We start from the raw sequence: 14,352 nt of genomic DNA, 5'->3' as shown, positions 1-14,352 counted from the left end.
TGACGCCCTGCGCATACCGGACATTTCCTACAGACGGGCCAGAACCACCGATCAAGTTCCGCTGAACTTCCACAAAGCACCGGCTTCACACTCAGTACATTCATTGCACACAGGCAAATGACCATGCCCAACGCCTGCGCCCCTAAAAGCGGCGTGGTGCTGCTCGACACCCGCGCGCACACCCCCGACCACGAGCATGCCGTGCACCTGAAGCTTGCCGATGGCCTGGCCAGCCTTCTAGGCTGCCCGCACGTGCAACCCAGCCAGCCACCAAGCGCCACCGACGGCTACTACTACCTGCCCACCGAAACCCTGGTCGATCCCGAACGCCATGCCGCCCTCGGCATCTGCAGCGAACAGGACCTTTTCGGTGGCCTGGTCGCACACCCCTACATGGCGACCAAGGCGATTTCCCACCCGCTGCCGGCCGGGGCCAGTTTCCCGCCGGGCTGGACCGATGCCTTCGCACGGCAAGCCTGCGACGCCCTGCTGCGCGGCTACACCGTATTCAGCAAGGCCGATGCACGGACCGCCGCACAGCTGTTACTGACGGACGGCCCGTTGCGAATCAAGCCGGTACTGGCCTGCGCAGGCCGTGGGCAACAGGTCATAACCACGGCGGATGAGCTGGAACCGCTGCTGGCCGGCATGGATGACCAGGACCTTGCGCTATGGGGGTTGGTGCTCGAGGAAGACCTGAGCGAAGTGCAAACCTTCAGCGTTGGCCAGGTACGTGTCGCCGGCCTGACCTGCAGCTATCACGGCACCCAGCAACTTACCCGCGACCATCAGGGCACGGAAGTGTATGGCGGCTCCGACCTGGTAGTGGTACGCGGTGACTACCAGGCACTGCTGCAACTGCCGCTGGATGAGGCGCTGCGCCTGGCCATCAATCAGGCGATGGCCTACGAACAGGCCGCCGAGCAGCACTTCCCCGGCTTCATCGCCTCGCGGCGCAACTACGACATTGCCCGCGGCGTGAACCCACAGGGCCACCTGCGCAGCGGCGTACTCGAGCAATCCTGGCGCCTGGGCGGTGCCAGCAGTGCCGAACTGCTGGCCTTGCAGGCGTTCGCCGACGACCCGGCATTGCAACGGGTGCGTGCCTCCACCCATGAAGTGTTCGGCACCCCCGAACTTCCCACTGACGCCACCCTCTTTTACCAAGGAAACGACAGTGAACTCGGAAAACTCAGCAAATTTGCGCGGATTCGCGAACATGACCATTCAGAGTGAAACCGTTGAACTGCAGGTCGAGGATGACAGCATCGTCGGCACCCTGGTCAGCCCCGGCAGCAAGATGCCGGGCATTCTCTTCGTCCACGGCTGGGGTGGCAGCCAGCAACGCGACCTGGCCCGCGCCCGGCATATCACCGGGCTGGGCTGCGTATGCATGACCTTCGACCTGCGCGGCCACGAAAAAACCGAAAGCCAACGGCTGACGGTAACCCGCGAACAGAACCTGACCGACCTGATGGTGGCCTACGACCGGTTGGTAAGCCACCCGGCCGTCGACACCAGTGCCATCGCCATCATCGGCAGCAGCTATGGCGGCTACCTGGCCACCCTGCTGACCCGCGAGCGGCCGGTCAAATGGCTGGCCCTGCGGGTACCCGCGATGTACTGGGACGACGAATGGAACCTCCCCAAGCAAACCCTCGACCGGCAACGGTTGAACGCCTACCGCCAGCGCCCGCTCGGCCCGGCGGACAACCGCGCACTGGCAGCCTGTGCCGAGTTCGGTGGCGATGTACTGCTGGTCGAGTCCGAGCAGGACGACTACGTGCCGCACAGCACCTTGATGAGCTACCGCTCGGCATTCGTCAGCGCCCATTCACTCACCCACCGCATCGTCGACGGTGCCGACCACGCGCTGTCCAGCGAACAGAGCCAGAAAGCCTACAGTTCGATCCTGGCGGCATGGGTCAGCGAAATGGTCATTGGCGCCCGCCTGGATCGCTACCCGCACTACGCGCCCTGGTATGCCTGAGGCTCACCCACCTCGCAATGCAGGCCGCCGTCGGCACCGCGCACCAGGCTGCGCAGCGTCTGGTAGGCAGCAAAGTTGACGCCACGCGCCTGGTACTGGCCAAGCAGGTCGAGGAAAGGTTCCCCGACGAAATATACGGCCGCCGCTGCCCACGCCTGGCGGGACTGCCATTGCAGGTACTGCAGCACCCGGCTGCCATCTTCGCTGGCCTGAATACTGACGCCCTGCAGCCCCTCGCAACGCGCGGCCAGCTCTTCGCTGCGCGCCACCAGCGCTTGGGCCAACGCCTGCTGGAACTTGCCAGGCACTTCAAATTCGATCATCTGGGTAAACCACAGGGCATGGGATGTTGCCGTCATGAACGGTCTCCTGGTGACGGACGCCTACAGCGCGATGCAGAGCAGGGTAAAACCTCAAGTTATGTCAAGGTCAAGCGGTTTTCCGCACCGGGAACGCCCCCGCGCCCTAACCCGATACCGCGAAGCGCCGCCGATAATCACTCGGGGTCAGGCCGGTGATGCGCTGAAACACCTTGCGAAACGCACCCGGGTCCTGGTAACCGACGCCCCAGGCGATCTGCTCGACATTGCGCCGGGTAAACTCCAGCAAGCGGCACGCACGCCCCACCCTCACCTGCTGGCAGTACTCGGTCGGCCGTAGCCCCGTGGCAGCACGAAAACGCCGCAGGAAAGTGCGTTCCTCCAGCCCCGCGCATGCGGCCATGCTGGCCAGGTCGGCATCCTGCCCACCGTTGCCCTGCAACCAGTGCTGCACTTTCAGCACTGCTTCATCACCATGGTCCAGGCGTGGGTTGAACACTGCACCGGGCAGTGGCGCCGCGACCGGGTCGACCGCCAGGTAGCGGGCAGTTTCCCGCGCCACCGTCGCGCCCATGAAGCGCTCCAGCAAGCGCAAGCCCAGGTCGGTCCAGGCCATCAGCCCGGCCGAGGTGACGATGTCGCCATCGTCCAGCAACGGCTGCTGGGCCTCGACCCGTACCTTGGGAAAACGCTGGGCAAGCGAATGCACGTAGTTCCAGTGGGTACAGGCCGGGCGCCCGTCGAGCAGACCACTGGCGGCGATGAAGAACACCCCGATGCACACCGATGCCAGCACCGTGCCGTGCCCGTGCAACTGGCACAACGACGCTCGATGGCGCTCAAGCAGCTCACCCTGCGGTGCCGACTCCAGGCTTGGCGGAATGATCAGCACCCGCAGATCGGCCGCGGCGGCAGGCGGGCTCTCAGGGGCAGGCTGCAACTGCCCCGCCTCGTCTGCCTGCCAAAAGCTGATACGCACCGATGGCAACTCGACGGCCCCCAGTTCGGCAAGCACCCGGTTGGCCACCAGGAACAGGTCGGCCAGCCCATGCACGGCAGCACGCTGCGCGCCGGGGTACAGCAGCAGGCCGATGTCCAGGCTGGCGGGGTTGTCAGTTTTTGCCTGCATAGTGTCGTTCGCGCCAATCCTCAGGTCAGTGCACACAGCCTATAACTAACGACATCCAACGACCACTGCCACAGGAGGCAGCATGAGCAAGCAGGCGCTGATCATCATCGACATCCAGAACGACTACTTCCCGGGCGGTAAATGGACCCTCGATGGTGCCGACCAGGCGGCCGACAATGCTGCCCGCCTGTTGGCGGCGGCGCGTCAACGGGGCGACTTGGTGGTGCATGTGCGGCATGAGTTCGAAAGCGCCAATGCGCCGTTCTTCGCGCCAGGCTCGCAGGGTGCGGCGATCCATGCCAAGGTCGAGCCTCAAGCCGGTGAGCCGGTGGTGCTCAAGCACAAGGTCAACGCCTTCCTCGGTACCGACCTTGAGCACACGCTGGACCGGCATGGCGTCGAGGCCCTGACCATCGTCGGCAGCATGAGCCACATGTGCATCGACGCCGCCACCCGGGCCGCGGCCGACCTGGGTTACGAAGTGACCGTGGCGCACGACGCCTGTGCCACGCTGCCACTGGAGTTCGATGGCAAGCGGGTGCCGGCGGCGCAGGTGCATGATTCGGTGATGGCAGCATTGGCGTTTGCCTATGCCAAGGTGGTCAGGACCGATGAGTTGCTGAATAGCTGATCAGGCTTGCTCAGCACCTGTGGGAGCGGGCGTGCCCGCGAATCAGGCGACGCGGAGGATGGCACCGGCTCCGCCGGTGTTCGCGGGCATGCCCGCTCCCACAGGTGGTGCAGCCCTGCGCGCTCTTAGATCACCACATTGCGCACAAACCGCACCGCCACCGCCCCATCGTTGCGATAGGCATACCGGCAGTTACTGGGAAACACATGGAACTGCCCGACCTGCAGGCGATGCTCGACCCCTTCGATAATCAGCGTCAGTTGCCCTTGCGCCACATAGATCTGCTCGCTCCAGCCTTCGGCATCAGCCTCGCTGGAATAGCACTCGCCCGGTGCCAGGGTCCATTCCCATAGTTCCACCTCGCGCCGCGCCACGCTGCTGCCCAGCAGCACCGCCCGGCTCTGCGGGTGCTCGCCGGCCCAGGCCAACTCTTCGATGCGCCCGGGGTCGCGCTGGTCAGGTGCCTGGATCAGGGTACTGAAAGCCACGCCCAAGGCCTCGGCAATCAGGTCAAGCGTAGTCAGGCTGACATTCTTCTCGCCCGCCTCGATCGCCACCAGCATGCGCCGGCTGACCCCGGAACGCTCCGCCAACGCCGTCTGGCTCATGCCCGCGGCGTTGCGCAGGCTGCGTACATTGAGGCTGACATGTTGCAGCACCGATGCCCGGTGCGAGGAATCTTTGTGCACTATATTGCTCACTGGTCGGTATTGCGCAGTATACTGCCCACTTTGCGGCGATTGTGCGCCGCCCCTTCCGAGTGCGCAAGACCATGAGCCAGCCCAGCAGCAAACCGACCCCCGCCATTGCCTTTCGCCTGAGCAAGGCCGAACTGGTGCTGGTATTCATCACCATGCTGTGGGGCGGCACCTTCCTGCTGGTACACAACGTGATGAGCGTCAGCGGCCCGATGTTCTTCGTCGGCCTGCGCTTCGCTGCAGCCGCGCTGTTCGTCGGGGTGGTCTCGGCGCGGGCGCTGCCAGGGCTGACCTTCACCGAACTGAAGGCCGGCATGCTGATCGGCGTGTCGATCATGCTCGGCTACGGCCTGCAGACCATGGGCCTGCAAACCATCAGCAGCAGCCAGTCGGCGTTCATCACCGCGCTGTACGTGCCGTTCGTGCCGCTGCTGCAATGGCTGGTGCTGGGCCGGCGCCCCGGCCTTATGCCCAGCATCGGTATCGGCCTGGCGTTCATCGGCCTGATGCTGCTGGCCGGCCCGGAGGGTGGCAGCCTGCACTTCAGCGAAGGCGAGCTGGTAACCCTGGTCAGCGCCGTGGCCATTGCCGGCGAAATCATCCTGATCAGCCGCTACGCCGGGCAGGTCGATGTGCGCCGGGTCACCGTGGTACAGCTGGCGACCGCCTCGCTGCTGGCGTTCCTGATGATCGTGCCGACCCAGGAGCGCATACCCGATTTTTCCTGGCTGCTGCTGACCAGTGCCGTGGGCCTGGGCGCCATGAGCGCGGTGATCCAGGTAGCCATGAACTGGGCGCAGAAGTCGGTCTCGCCCACCCGCGCCACCCTCATCTATGCCGGCGAACCAGTATGGGCCGGGATCGTCGGGCGCATCGCCGGTGAGCGCCTGCCGGGCGTGGCACTGCTCGGCGGCCTGCTGATCGTGATCGCGGTGGTGGTCAGCGAACTCAAGGTGCGCCGCCCGCGCGAGGTGGCCGAAGCGCGGGAAGTGACGGATGAAGGTGAACGCCAGGCTGGCCTGTAAAGCCGCCAACTGCGGCTATGCTTTGTAAGAATCTGTTATAAAAAAACAGCTTGTCACAGCCTGTTTGTAGGATTCTGCGACAGCTTGCGTGTTGGTGATCAACCCCTCGGCACGTATGATTCTTTGCAAACTTCTCCAGAATAGAACGCTATGTCATTGATAGTGCTATTGCTTCTGCCGTTCGTGGGCAGTTGCCTGGCAGCCGTGCTGCCGCACAACGCACGTAACGCGGAGTCCATTCTCGCCGGGCTCGTGGCCCTGGTCGGCACTGTCCAGGTAGCACTGCTGTACCCTCAGGTTGCCCACGGTGGCGTGATTCGCGAAGAGTTCCTCTGGCTGCCCAGCCTGGGGTTGAACCTGGTGCTGCGCATGGACGGCTTCGCCTGGCTGTTCTCGCTGCTGGTGCTGGGCATCGGTACGCTGGTGTCGCTGTATGCCCGCTACTACATGTCGCCACAAGACCCGGTGCCGCGCTTCTTCGCCTTCTTCCTCGCCTTCATGGGCGCCATGCTCGGCCTGGTGATCTCCGGCAACCTGATCCAGCTGGTGTTCTTCTGGGAACTCACCAGCCTGTTCTCGTTCCTGCTCATCGGCTACTGGCACCACCGTGCCGACGCCCGCCGTGGCGCCTACATGGCGCTGATGGTCACGGGCGCGGGCGGCTTGTGCCTGCTGGTGGGTGCCCTGCTGCTCGGCCATGTGGTCGGCAGCTACGATCTGGACAAGGTCCTGGCTGCCGGCAACACCATTCGCCAGCATGCGCTGTACCCGGTGCTGCTGCCGCTGATCCTTATCGGCGCCCTGAGCAAGAGCGCACAGTTCCCCTTCCAGTTCTGGCTGCCCCATGCCATGGCAGCGCCCACCCCGGTATCGGCTTATCTGCACTCGGCGACCATGGTCAAGGCCGGGGTGTTCCTGATGGCGCGCCTGTGGCCGGTGCTGTCGGGCAGCGAAGAGTGGTTCTGGATCGTAGGCGGTGCCGGCGCCCTCACCCTGCTGCTCGGCGCCTTCGCCGCCATGTTCCAGAACGACCTCAAGGGCCTGCTGGCGTACTCGACCATCAGCCACCTGGGCCTGATTACCCTGCTGCTGGGCCTGAACAGCCCGCTGGCCGCGGTCGCGGCGGTGTTCCACATTCTCAACCACGCCACCTTCAAGGCCTCGTTGTTCATGGCCGCCGGCATCATCGACCACGAAAGCGGTACCCGTGACATCCGCCGCCTCAGCGGGCTGATACGCCTGGTGCCATACACCGCCACCCTGGCCATGGTCGCCAGTGCCTCGATGGCCGGCGTACCGTTGATGAACGGTTTCCTGTCCAAGGAAATGTTCTTCGCCGAAACGGTGTTCATCAGCTCCACTGCCTGGGTCGAGGCCACGTTGCCGGTGGTCGCCACCCTGGCCGGCACCTTCAGCGTGGCCTATGCCCTGCGCTTCACCGTCGATGTGTTCTTCGGCCCCACTGCGCAGGACCTCCCGCACACCCCACACGAACCGCCACGCTGGATGCGTGCGCCGGTCGAATTGCTGGTGCTTACCTGCCTGGTGGTGGGCATCTTCCCTGCCCAGTCGGTCGGCCCGCTGCTGGCCGCCGCCGCCCTGCCTGTGGTGGGCGGCACCCTACCGGAATACAGCCTGGCCATCTGGCATGGCTGGAACGCGCCGCTGATCATGAGCCTGGTGGCCATGAGCGGCGGTATCGTGCTTTACCTGCTGCTGCGCAAGCAGCTGCGCCTTGGCCGCTTCCCCTACCCACCGGTGATCGAGCGTTTCAACGGCAAGCGCCTGTTCGAACACGGCCAGGTGCAGTTGATGCTGCTGGCGCGGCGCATCGAGCGCCTGCTCACCAGCCGCCGCCTGCAATCGCAGCTGTTCATGCTGGTGCTCGCCGCCTTCCTCGCCGGCCTCACCCCCATGCTCTACAGTGGTCTCAGCTGGGGCGACCGGCCGAAGATTCCGGGCTCGGGCGTGTTTGTCGCGCTGTGGCTGATCGCCATCGCCTGCGCCATCGGCGCTGCCTACCAGGCCAAGTATCACCGTTTGGCGGCGTTGATCATGGTCAGCGTCTGCGGCCTGATGACCTGCATCACCTTCGTCTGGTTCTCCGCGCCCGATCTGGCCCTGACCCAGCTGGTAGTGGAAGTGGTCACCACCGTGCTGATCCTGCTCGGCCTGCGCTGGCTGCCGCGGCGAATCGAAGGCGTATCGCCGCTGCCGGGCAGCCTCGAGCGTGCGCGCATGCGTCGCCTGCGTGACCTGCTGCTGGCGGTGCTGGTAGGTGGCGGTATGGCCGTGCTGTCCTACGCCATGCTGACCCGGCCGACGCCGAACGACATTTCCTCGTTCTACCTGAGCCGGGCACTCCCCCAGGGCGGTGGCACCAACGTCGTCAATGTCATGCTGGTCGACTTCCGTGGCTTCGATACCCTCGGTGAAATCACCGTACTGGTGGCTGTGGCGCTGACCGTGTTCGCCCTGCTGCGGCGCTTCCGCCCGCCCAAGGAAAGCATGCAACTGCCGGCGCAACAGCGTCAGCTGGCACCCGACGTGGTCACCGACCTGATCAACCCACGGCATGCCACCGACACCGCCCTGGGCTTCATGATGGTGCCCGCGGTGCTGGTGCGCCTGCTGCTGCCGATCGCCCTGCTGGTGTCGATGTACCTGTTCATGCGTGGCCACAACCAGCCCGGTGGCGGCTTTGTTGCGGGCCTGGTGATGTCGGTGGCGTTCATTCTGCAGTACATGGTGGCCGGCACCCAGTGGGTCGAGGCGCAGATGAGCCTGCGCCCGCTGCGCTGGATGGGCACCGGGCTGCTGTGCGCAACCCTGACCGGCGCGGGCGCCATGCTGCTGGGCTACCCGTTCCTCACCACCCATACCGCCCACCTGCACCTGCCGTTGCTCGGCGATGTGCACGTGGCCAGCGCGCTGTTCTTCGATGTCGGGGTGTTCACCGTGGTGGTCGGCTCGACCCTGCTGATCCTCACCGCCCTGGCGCACCAATCGGTGCGCGCCTACCGCCCGGGTAACCCGGCGAAAACCAGCCAAGCAGGAGCCGCCTGATGGAAGAAGTGATTGCAGTTGCCATCGGCGTGCTGGCCGCTTCGGGAGTGTGGCTTATCCTGCGCCCGCGAACCTACCAGGTGATCATGGGCCTCTGCCTGCTGTCGTACGGGGTCAACCTGTTCATCTTCAGCATGGGCAGCCTGTTCATCGGCAAGGAACCGATCATCAAGGACGGCGTGCCCCAGGACCTGCTGCACTACACCGACCCGCTGCCGCAGGCCCTGGTGCTCACCGCCATAGTCATCAGCTTCGCCATGACCGCGCTGTTCCTGGTGGTGTTGCTGGCCTCGCGCGGCCTGACCGGTACCGACCACGTGGATGGCCGGGAGCGTGACGAATGAGTGGCATGAGCCAATTGATCATCGCGCCCATCCTGCTGCCCTTGGTTACCGCGGCATTGATGTTGCTGCTGGGCGAGAAACACCGGCGGACAAAGGCCCGGCTGAACCTGCTGTCGACCTTTGCCGGCCTGGCCATCGCGGTCAGCCTGCTGCTGTGGGTGCGCACCCAGGGCCAGGCGGAATCGATCGGTGTCTACCTGCCGGGCAACTGGCCGGCACCGTTCGGCATCGTGCTGGTGGTAGACCACCTGTCGGCCCTGCTGCTGACCCTCACCGGCATCATCGGTTTCAGTGCCCTGCTGTTTGCCCGCGCTCGCTGGGACGGTGCCGGGGCCAGCTTCCACGCACTGTTCCAGATCCAGTTGATGGGCCTGTACGGCGCCTTCCTCACCGCCGACCTGTTCAACCTGTTCGTGTTCTTCGAGGTGCTGCTGGCCGCTTCCTATGGCCTGCTGCTGCATGGCTCGGGCCGCGCCCGGGTGCGTGCCGGCCTGCACTACATTGCCATCAACCTGTTCGCCTCGTCGCTGTTCCTGATCGGCGCAGCGATGCTGTATGGCGTGACCGGCACCCTGAACATGGCCGACCTGGCGCTGAAGATTCCGTTGGTGCCGGAGGCCGACCGTGGCCTGCTGCACGCTGGCGCGGCGATCCTGGCCATGGCCTTCCTGGTCAAGGCCGGCATCTGGCCGCTGAACTTCTGGCTGGTACCGGCCTATGCCTCGGCCAGCGCGCCGGTGGCAGCGCTGTTCGCCATCATGACCAAGGTCGGCCTGTATGCCGTGCTGCGCCTGTGGACTCTGCTGTTCTCGGGGCAGGCCGGGGCCTCGGCGCACTTCGGTGGTGAATGGCTGGTGTACGGTGGCCTGGTCACCCTGGCGGTGGCGGCAGTGTCGATCATGGCCGCGCAGCGCCTGGAGCGCATGGCCGCCCTCAGCATCCTGGTTTCAGCCGGCACCCTGCTCGGCGCCGTCGGTTTTGCGCAATCGGCGCTGACCGGCGCGGCGTTGTTCTATCTGGTCAATTCGACCCTGGCGCTGTGCGCGCTATTCCTGCTCGCCGAACTGGTCGAACGTTCGCGCTCGGCCAACGAAGCACCGCTGGACGACGAAGAAGACGCCATGCCCCCACCGCTGGAATCACTGCACCCACCCAAGGGCATCAACCTCGACGATGAACAGAAGGTGGTGATCGGCCAGATCATCCCGTGGACCATGGCCTTCCTCGGCCTCAGCTTCATCGCCTGCGCCCTGTTGATCATCGGCATGCCGCCGCTGTCGGGCTTTGTCGGCAAGCTCAACCTGATCAGCGCGCTGTTCAACCCGCAAGGGCTGGGCGTGCCTGCCGAGCAGCCGCTGGGCATGGCGGGTTGGGGCCTGGTGGCGTTGCTGGTCCTGTCTGGCATGGCCTCGCTGATCGCCTTCGGCCGCGTCGGCATCCAGCGCTTCTGGAAGCCTGAAGAGCGCCCGTCGCCGGTGCTGCGCCGCTATGAATGCTTGCCCATCGTCATCCTGCTCGGCCTGTGCTTCATCCTCAGCTTCAGGGCCGAGCCGCTGCTGCGCTACACCCAGGACACCGCCGCCAGCCTGCAGGCCCCCGACACCTATATCCAAGCCGTGATGGCCGCCCGGCCAATTCCTGGCCCCACCTCGCTCGACGTACAGGTGCAGCCATGAATCGACTGTTCCCCGCACCGCTGTTATCGGTTTCGCTGTTCGGCCTGTGGCTGTTGCTGAACCTATCGGTCAGCCCCGGCAACCTGCTGCTGGCTGCCGCGCTCGGCGTGCTGGCGCCGCTGCTGATGGCACCGTTGCGCCCGCAGCATGCCCATGTGCGACGGCCGCTGGCCATCGCCCGGCTGATTGGCCGGGTCGGCATCGATGTGATCATGTCCAATCTGCTGGTTGCCCGTGGCGTGCTGCGCGCCGGCAAGCAGCCGCCGCGTTCGGCCTTCGTGCACATCCCGCTGGCCCTGCACGACCCACATGGCCTGGCGGCGTTATCGATGATTACCACGGTAGTGCCCGGCACGGTCTGGTCCGAGCTGGCGCTGGACCGCAGCGTGTTGCTGCTGCATGTGTTCGACCTGGACGATGAGGCGGCCTTCATCCAGCACTTCAAGGACACCTACGAACGCCCGCTGATGGAGATTTTCCAATGACAGGCCTGCTCGCCAATGCTGTCCTCGCCAGCCTGTTCATCTTCGCCCTGGCCATGGCCCTGGCACTTATCCGGCTGTTCCGCGGCCCGTCCGCCCAGGACCGGGTGCTGGCGCTGGACTACCTGTACATCCTGGCGATGCTGACCATGCTGGTGCTGGGAATCCGTTATGCCAGTGACACCTACTTCGAAGGTGCCCTGCTGATTGCGCTGTTCGGTTTCGTTGGCTCGTTTGCCCTGGCCAAGTTCCTGCTGCGCGGTGAGGTGATCGAATGACTGAAACCCTGCAACTCCCCTTCTGGCTGGAGCTGGTCACTGCCGCGCTGCTGCTGACCGGCAGCCTGTTCGCCCTGATCGGTGCCGTGGGCCTGTTGCGGCTGAAGGACTACTTCCAGCGCATGCACCCGCCGGCACTGGCTTCGACCATTGGTGCCTGGTGCGTGGCACTGGCTTCGATCATCTACTTTTCCTGGCTCAAGGAAGCCCCGGTGCTGCACGCCTGGCTGATTCCGATCCTGCTGTCGATCACCGTGCCGGTGACCACACTGTTGCTGGCCCGGGCGGCGCTGTTCCGCAAGCGCATGGCGAAAGAGCCGGTCCCTGAGGAAGTCAGCAGCGGCCGCGATCGAGGCAACTGACAGGTCGCCGCCTCACCCTTGGGCCAGGCGCTGCAACTCGCGCCGGACCATGGCCGCATAAGGCGGCGGGCCGAGGCGATACAATTCCCCTGCCACCCAGTTCAACCAGGCGCCTTGCAGTTCTTCGCGCCTGGCCAGCAAACGCTCGGCCTCGGCCACGGCATCCGCCTGGTGCTGCCGATGGAACTCGGCACGCGTGGCAGGCGCGTCGTCGCTGTGGGTCATTCACTGGCCTTGAAGGTGGTCAGCTCACCCTTGCGCCATTTGGCAACCTTGCCGGTCACCGCCTTGAGCAACTTGCCCAGGCCTTCCTGCACTTGTTGCTGTGCGGCGAATACCAGCATCACACCGTGGCCTTCACGGAATACGATGCCCTCGCCTTCAGGCACCGACACGAAGGCATAGTCGCCCACGCCATATACGTTCAACTTGATTTCGCGAAAGCGCATTTCCAGTTTGCCGCCTTCGCGGCTGGGCAGCACGGCGGCGCGAAAGTGGTCGCCGACCTTCAGTTCCAAACGCTGCTTGTCATCGACGACCAATGCGCTTTCGGTGTCGATTTCGGCCATGTACAGGCCTTCGGGACTCTGTTCCGTAACATAGACAAAGCGGCCCTGGAACAGCTGGGCCAATTTACCGCGCAAGTCGCCCAAGGCGAACAACGCATGGGTATCAAGAGTGCTGACTGCCAATGAAGTAATCCTCAACCGGTTACAACCCGCCCTCACCCAAAGCTCGGTGAGGCACGGCCATTTCTTATCGATAGGCGAAAAGAGTAATAAAGCGATATGCGAAATGTCTGCGCCCGCTGGCGATGCAGCGTGCGGGAATCTTTACCCTGGCTTGCCAGATCTGGCCTCAAATACAGGCTTTCGGCATATTCCCGATTCGGGAAGCGCAATGTCTGACAGCAAAACCGCCAGAAAAAATGCGACAGGCAATGCCAGAGCGCACGTAAGAACGGGCCCTGCAATCCATCAGCGCATTACTGGGGAAAGAATATGCACGAAAACACCGAAATTCGTCGAGAGGCAAAGTACATTTCTTACAAGCGAACGCCCTGAACAACACCCCGTACGCTTGCCGGCAGCACTCACGGCGCTCAGGCAGCCAGGCCCTTCTTCAACTGCTGCCAGGCCGCCTGGCACTCCAAGGCTTCTTCACGGGTGGCAAATGCGGTGCCACGGCGTTCGCCATTGACCAGCACCACCCAGCAGATGCGTTTACCCAGCGCCCGCATCGAGGCTGGCACACCAGAACCAATCATCACGGCTACATCGACCCGGCTATTCATCATTCCCTCCGGAATTTAATTAGCACCCTAACGATAAAGTGATGATACGCCTGCTTATGGCGCGGAAACAGCGCATCCCGGTACAGCAGTGTTACGTGCAGGGCAACAAAACCGCCACCGACAAGAAACGCAAAAAGCCCCAGGGATCGCTCCGTGGGGCTTGGCACACCGCGCGGGGTTACACCTGGCGCTGGTGGCGGTCGAGCTGCTCGTGGCGCTCCTGGGCTTCGATGCAGTACTTGGTGGTCGGGCTGATCAGCAGACGCTTCAGGCCGATTGGTTCACCGCTGTCATCGCACCAGCCGAAGCTTTCGTCGGCAATACGGTCCAGGGCCATTTCCAGCTGCGGCAGCAGGCGCTGGTCGCGGTCGATGGCGTTCACCAGCCAGCTACGCTCTTCTTCGACCGAAGCCACGTCGGCAGGATCCGACGGGGTGTCCAGGCCTTCGATGGTGGCACGGCTCAGCTCGATGCGTTCATGGGTTTCGACTTTCATCGCCTGCAGCAGGCCAGCGAAGAAAGCCAGCTGGTCAGCGTTCATGTAGTCATCGGCCGACATGGCCAGCAACTGTTCCTTGGTCATCGATTTCTCTATGAAAAAATGTGCATTTGGGCGATTCGGGTGCCGCCGACGCCTCGGCATCGGCAGCAGAATTCTTCAAGCGCCAACCGGCACTCTTTTACAGGGGGCGGCAGTCTAAGGCGCCACGTCGCGTGGAGCAACTGCAATTGGGTGCGAATTTGCTTCCATTGCTTGGAATCCGCTGGTCGGTGCATAGATGAGTGGCCCTGGGAGAGGGGCCTATGGGGGATGGAGGGATTGAACAGGAGTCACCCATTGCTCGCCACAACATGTTCAGCGCCTGTGAGATCGAGCGCCGCCCGCGCGGCGCTTCGCAGCACAAGGCTGCTCCTACATCTTTTTCGGGCCAATTATTCCTGCACCATAGGCGCGCGACCCCTTGGCATCCACCTCGATATCGTGTTGGACAAACAAGGCGGTCGCGCGCATTGGTACAGGCGTTACTGGCCCGAAACAGATGTAGGAGCAGCCTTG

The 14,352-nt window shown here is 64.1% G+C and carries 17 protein-coding genes; 10 read left to right on the top strand and 7 right to left on the bottom strand.

Annotation, left to right across the window (positions count from 1 at the left end; genetic code table 11):
* Positions 1-117 precede the first annotated feature (117 nt).
* The gene (locus tag M1D87_RS08935; RefSeq protein WP_232881720.1) at positions 118-1,236 is read left to right on the top strand and encodes a DUF3182 family protein; all 1,119 of its coding nucleotides are present in this window, start codon (positions 118-120) and stop codon (positions 1,234-1,236) included.
* A complete protein-coding gene (locus tag M1D87_RS08930; RefSeq protein ID WP_039615300.1) occupies positions 1,220-1,990 on the top strand; it encodes an alpha/beta hydrolase family protein in 771 nt (256 codons plus the stop codon). The genes M1D87_RS08935 and M1D87_RS08930 overlap by 17 nt, the downstream gene beginning before the upstream one ends.
* Here the strand turns inward: M1D87_RS08930 and M1D87_RS08925 are convergent.
* Together M1D87_RS08925 and M1D87_RS08920 are read right to left on the bottom strand one after the other, a co-directional pair.
* The gene (locus M1D87_RS08925) at positions 1,969-2,349 is read right to left on the bottom strand and encodes an antibiotic biosynthesis monooxygenase (protein WP_232881722.1); all 381 of its coding nucleotides are present in this window, start codon (positions 2,347-2,349) and stop codon (positions 1,969-1,971) included. The genes M1D87_RS08930 and M1D87_RS08925 overlap by 22 nt on opposite strands.
* Positions 2,350-2,455: 106 nt before the next feature.
* A complete protein-coding gene (locus M1D87_RS08920) occupies positions 2,456-3,439 on the bottom strand; it encodes a GlxA family transcriptional regulator (RefSeq protein WP_039615302.1) in 984 nt (327 codons plus the stop codon).
* An 82-nt stretch (positions 3,440-3,521) separates the two neighbouring features.
* On the opposite strand from M1D87_RS08920, the gene M1D87_RS08915 reads away from it, so the two are divergent.
* On the top strand, positions 3,522-4,070 hold the full coding sequence (locus tag M1D87_RS08915) for a cysteine hydrolase family protein (protein ID WP_232881724.1): 549 nt from the start codon (positions 3,522-3,524) through the stop codon (positions 4,068-4,070).
* Between the two features lie 125 nt (positions 4,071-4,195).
* Here the strand turns inward: M1D87_RS08915 and M1D87_RS08910 are convergent, their stop codons facing one another.
* Positions 4,196-4,759 carry a helix-turn-helix domain-containing protein gene (locus M1D87_RS08910; protein ID WP_015269662.1) on the bottom strand — a complete coding sequence of 188 codons (564 nt, stop codon included), beginning with the start codon at positions 4,757-4,759 and terminating at the stop codon, positions 4,196-4,198.
* Between the two features lie 83 nt (positions 4,760-4,842).
* On the opposite strand from M1D87_RS08910, the gene M1D87_RS08905 reads away from it, so the two are divergent.
* The 7 genes from M1D87_RS08905 to M1D87_RS08875 all read left to right on the top strand — a co-directional run bounded on the left by M1D87_RS08905 (position 4,843) and on the right by M1D87_RS08875 (position 12,001).
* The gene (locus M1D87_RS08905) at positions 4,843-5,793 is read left to right on the top strand and encodes a DMT family transporter (protein ID WP_039615305.1); all 951 of its coding nucleotides are present in this window, start codon (positions 4,843-4,845) and stop codon (positions 5,791-5,793) included.
* A gap of 150 nt (positions 5,794-5,943) precedes the next feature.
* Positions 5,944-8,859, top strand: a complete 2,916-nt coding sequence (locus M1D87_RS08900; RefSeq protein WP_123084008.1) for a monovalent cation/H+ antiporter subunit A — start codon at positions 5,944-5,946, stop codon at positions 8,857-8,859.
* Positions 8,859-9,203, top strand: coding sequence for a Na+/H+ antiporter subunit C (locus tag M1D87_RS08895; protein ID WP_013971840.1), 345 nt, complete (start codon positions 8,859-8,861; stop codon positions 9,201-9,203). The genes M1D87_RS08900 and M1D87_RS08895 overlap by 1 nt, the downstream gene beginning before the upstream one ends.
* Positions 9,200-10,879: a monovalent cation/H+ antiporter subunit D gene (locus M1D87_RS08890; RefSeq protein ID WP_123084009.1), complete on the top strand. Its 1,680-nt coding sequence runs from the start codon at positions 9,200-9,202 to the stop codon at positions 10,877-10,879. The genes M1D87_RS08895 and M1D87_RS08890 overlap by 4 nt, the downstream gene beginning before the upstream one ends.
* Complete coding sequence (locus M1D87_RS08885; protein WP_003259013.1) at positions 10,876-11,364, top strand: Na+/H+ antiporter subunit E; 489 nt, start codon at positions 10,876-10,878, stop codon at positions 11,362-11,364. Before M1D87_RS08890 ends, M1D87_RS08885 begins: the two co-directional genes overlap by 4 nt.
* Complete coding sequence (locus M1D87_RS08880; RefSeq protein ID WP_003259015.1) at positions 11,361-11,639, top strand: K+/H+ antiporter subunit F; 279 nt, start codon at positions 11,361-11,363, stop codon at positions 11,637-11,639. The genes M1D87_RS08885 and M1D87_RS08880 overlap by 4 nt, the downstream gene beginning before the upstream one ends.
* Positions 11,636-12,001, top strand: coding sequence for a Na+/H+ antiporter subunit G (locus M1D87_RS08875; protein WP_003259017.1), 366 nt, complete (start codon positions 11,636-11,638; stop codon positions 11,999-12,001). Before M1D87_RS08880 ends, M1D87_RS08875 begins: the two co-directional genes overlap by 4 nt.
* Positions 12,002-12,013: 12 nt before the next feature.
* Here the strand turns inward: M1D87_RS08875 and M1D87_RS08870 are convergent, their stop codons facing one another.
* The 4 genes from M1D87_RS08870 to M1D87_RS08855 all read right to left on the bottom strand — a co-directional run bounded on the left by M1D87_RS08870 (position 12,014) and on the right by M1D87_RS08855 (position 13,878).
* Positions 12,014-12,226, bottom strand: a complete 213-nt coding sequence (locus tag M1D87_RS08870) for a hypothetical protein (protein WP_003259019.1) — start codon at positions 12,224-12,226, stop codon at positions 12,014-12,016.
* Positions 12,223-12,693 (bottom strand): hypothetical protein, encoded by a 471-nt coding sequence (locus M1D87_RS08865; protein ID WP_003259020.1) that lies wholly within the window; start codon positions 12,691-12,693, stop codon positions 12,223-12,225. The genes M1D87_RS08870 and M1D87_RS08865 overlap by 4 nt, the downstream gene beginning before the upstream one ends.
* Before the next feature lie 410 nt (positions 12,694-13,103).
* Positions 13,104-13,295 (bottom strand): hypothetical protein, encoded by a 192-nt coding sequence (locus M1D87_RS08860; RefSeq protein ID WP_015269656.1) that lies wholly within the window; start codon positions 13,293-13,295, stop codon positions 13,104-13,106.
* Between the two features lie 178 nt (positions 13,296-13,473).
* Positions 13,474-13,878 carry a TraR/DksA family transcriptional regulator gene (locus tag M1D87_RS08855; protein WP_003259022.1) on the bottom strand — a complete coding sequence of 135 codons (405 nt, stop codon included), beginning with the start codon at positions 13,876-13,878 and terminating at the stop codon, positions 13,474-13,476.
* Positions 13,879-14,352 lie beyond the last annotated feature (474 nt).

This window comes from Pseudomonas sp. SA233 (assembly GCF_054792385.1).
The sequence above is the reverse complement of the archived record's forward strand: the minus strand, read 5'-3'. Positions and strand labels throughout refer to the sequence as shown.

What these genes read in the sequence shown, in the direction of transcription:
- M1D87_RS08930 (WP_039615300.1), top strand. Translation starts at nt 1,220, where the DNA reads ATGACCATTCAGAGTGAAACCGTTGAACTGCAGGTCGAGGATGACAGC.
- M1D87_RS08915 (WP_232881724.1), top strand. Translation starts at nt 3,522, where the DNA reads ATGAGCAAGCAGGCGCTGATCATCATCGACATCCAGAACGACTACTTC.
- M1D87_RS08870 (WP_003259019.1), bottom strand. Translation starts at nt 12,226, where the DNA reads ATGACCCACAGCGACGACGCGCCTGCCACGCGTGCCGAGTTCCATCGG.
- M1D87_RS08920 (WP_039615302.1), bottom strand. Translation starts at nt 3,439, where the DNA reads ATGCAGGCAAAAACTGACAACCCCGCCAGCCTGGACATCGGCCTGCTG.
- M1D87_RS08860 (WP_015269656.1), bottom strand. Translation starts at nt 13,295, where the DNA reads ATGAATAGCCGGGTCGATGTAGCCGTGATGATTGGTTCTGGTGTGCCA.
- M1D87_RS08875 (WP_003259017.1), top strand. Translation starts at nt 11,636, where the DNA reads ATGACTGAAACCCTGCAACTCCCCTTCTGGCTGGAGCTGGTCACTGCC.
- M1D87_RS08895 (WP_013971840.1), top strand. Translation starts at nt 8,859, where the DNA reads ATGGAAGAAGTGATTGCAGTTGCCATCGGCGTGCTGGCCGCTTCGGGA.
- M1D87_RS08880 (WP_003259015.1), top strand. Translation starts at nt 11,361, where the DNA reads ATGACAGGCCTGCTCGCCAATGCTGTCCTCGCCAGCCTGTTCATCTTC.
- M1D87_RS08925 (WP_232881722.1), bottom strand. Translation starts at nt 2,349, where the DNA reads ATGACGGCAACATCCCATGCCCTGTGGTTTACCCAGATGATCGAATTT.
- M1D87_RS08855 (WP_003259022.1), bottom strand. Translation starts at nt 13,878, where the DNA reads ATGACCAAGGAACAGTTGCTGGCCATGTCGGCCGATGACTACATGAAC.
- M1D87_RS08890 (WP_123084009.1), top strand. Translation starts at nt 9,200, where the DNA reads ATGAGTGGCATGAGCCAATTGATCATCGCGCCCATCCTGCTGCCCTTG.
- M1D87_RS08935 (WP_232881720.1), top strand. Translation starts at nt 118, where the DNA reads ATGACCATGCCCAACGCCTGCGCCCCTAAAAGCGGCGTGGTGCTGCTC.
- M1D87_RS08885 (WP_003259013.1), top strand. Translation starts at nt 10,876, where the DNA reads ATGAATCGACTGTTCCCCGCACCGCTGTTATCGGTTTCGCTGTTCGGC.
- M1D87_RS08905 (WP_039615305.1), top strand. Translation starts at nt 4,843, where the DNA reads ATGAGCCAGCCCAGCAGCAAACCGACCCCCGCCATTGCCTTTCGCCTG.
- M1D87_RS08900 (WP_123084008.1), top strand. Translation starts at nt 5,944, where the DNA reads ATGTCATTGATAGTGCTATTGCTTCTGCCGTTCGTGGGCAGTTGCCTG.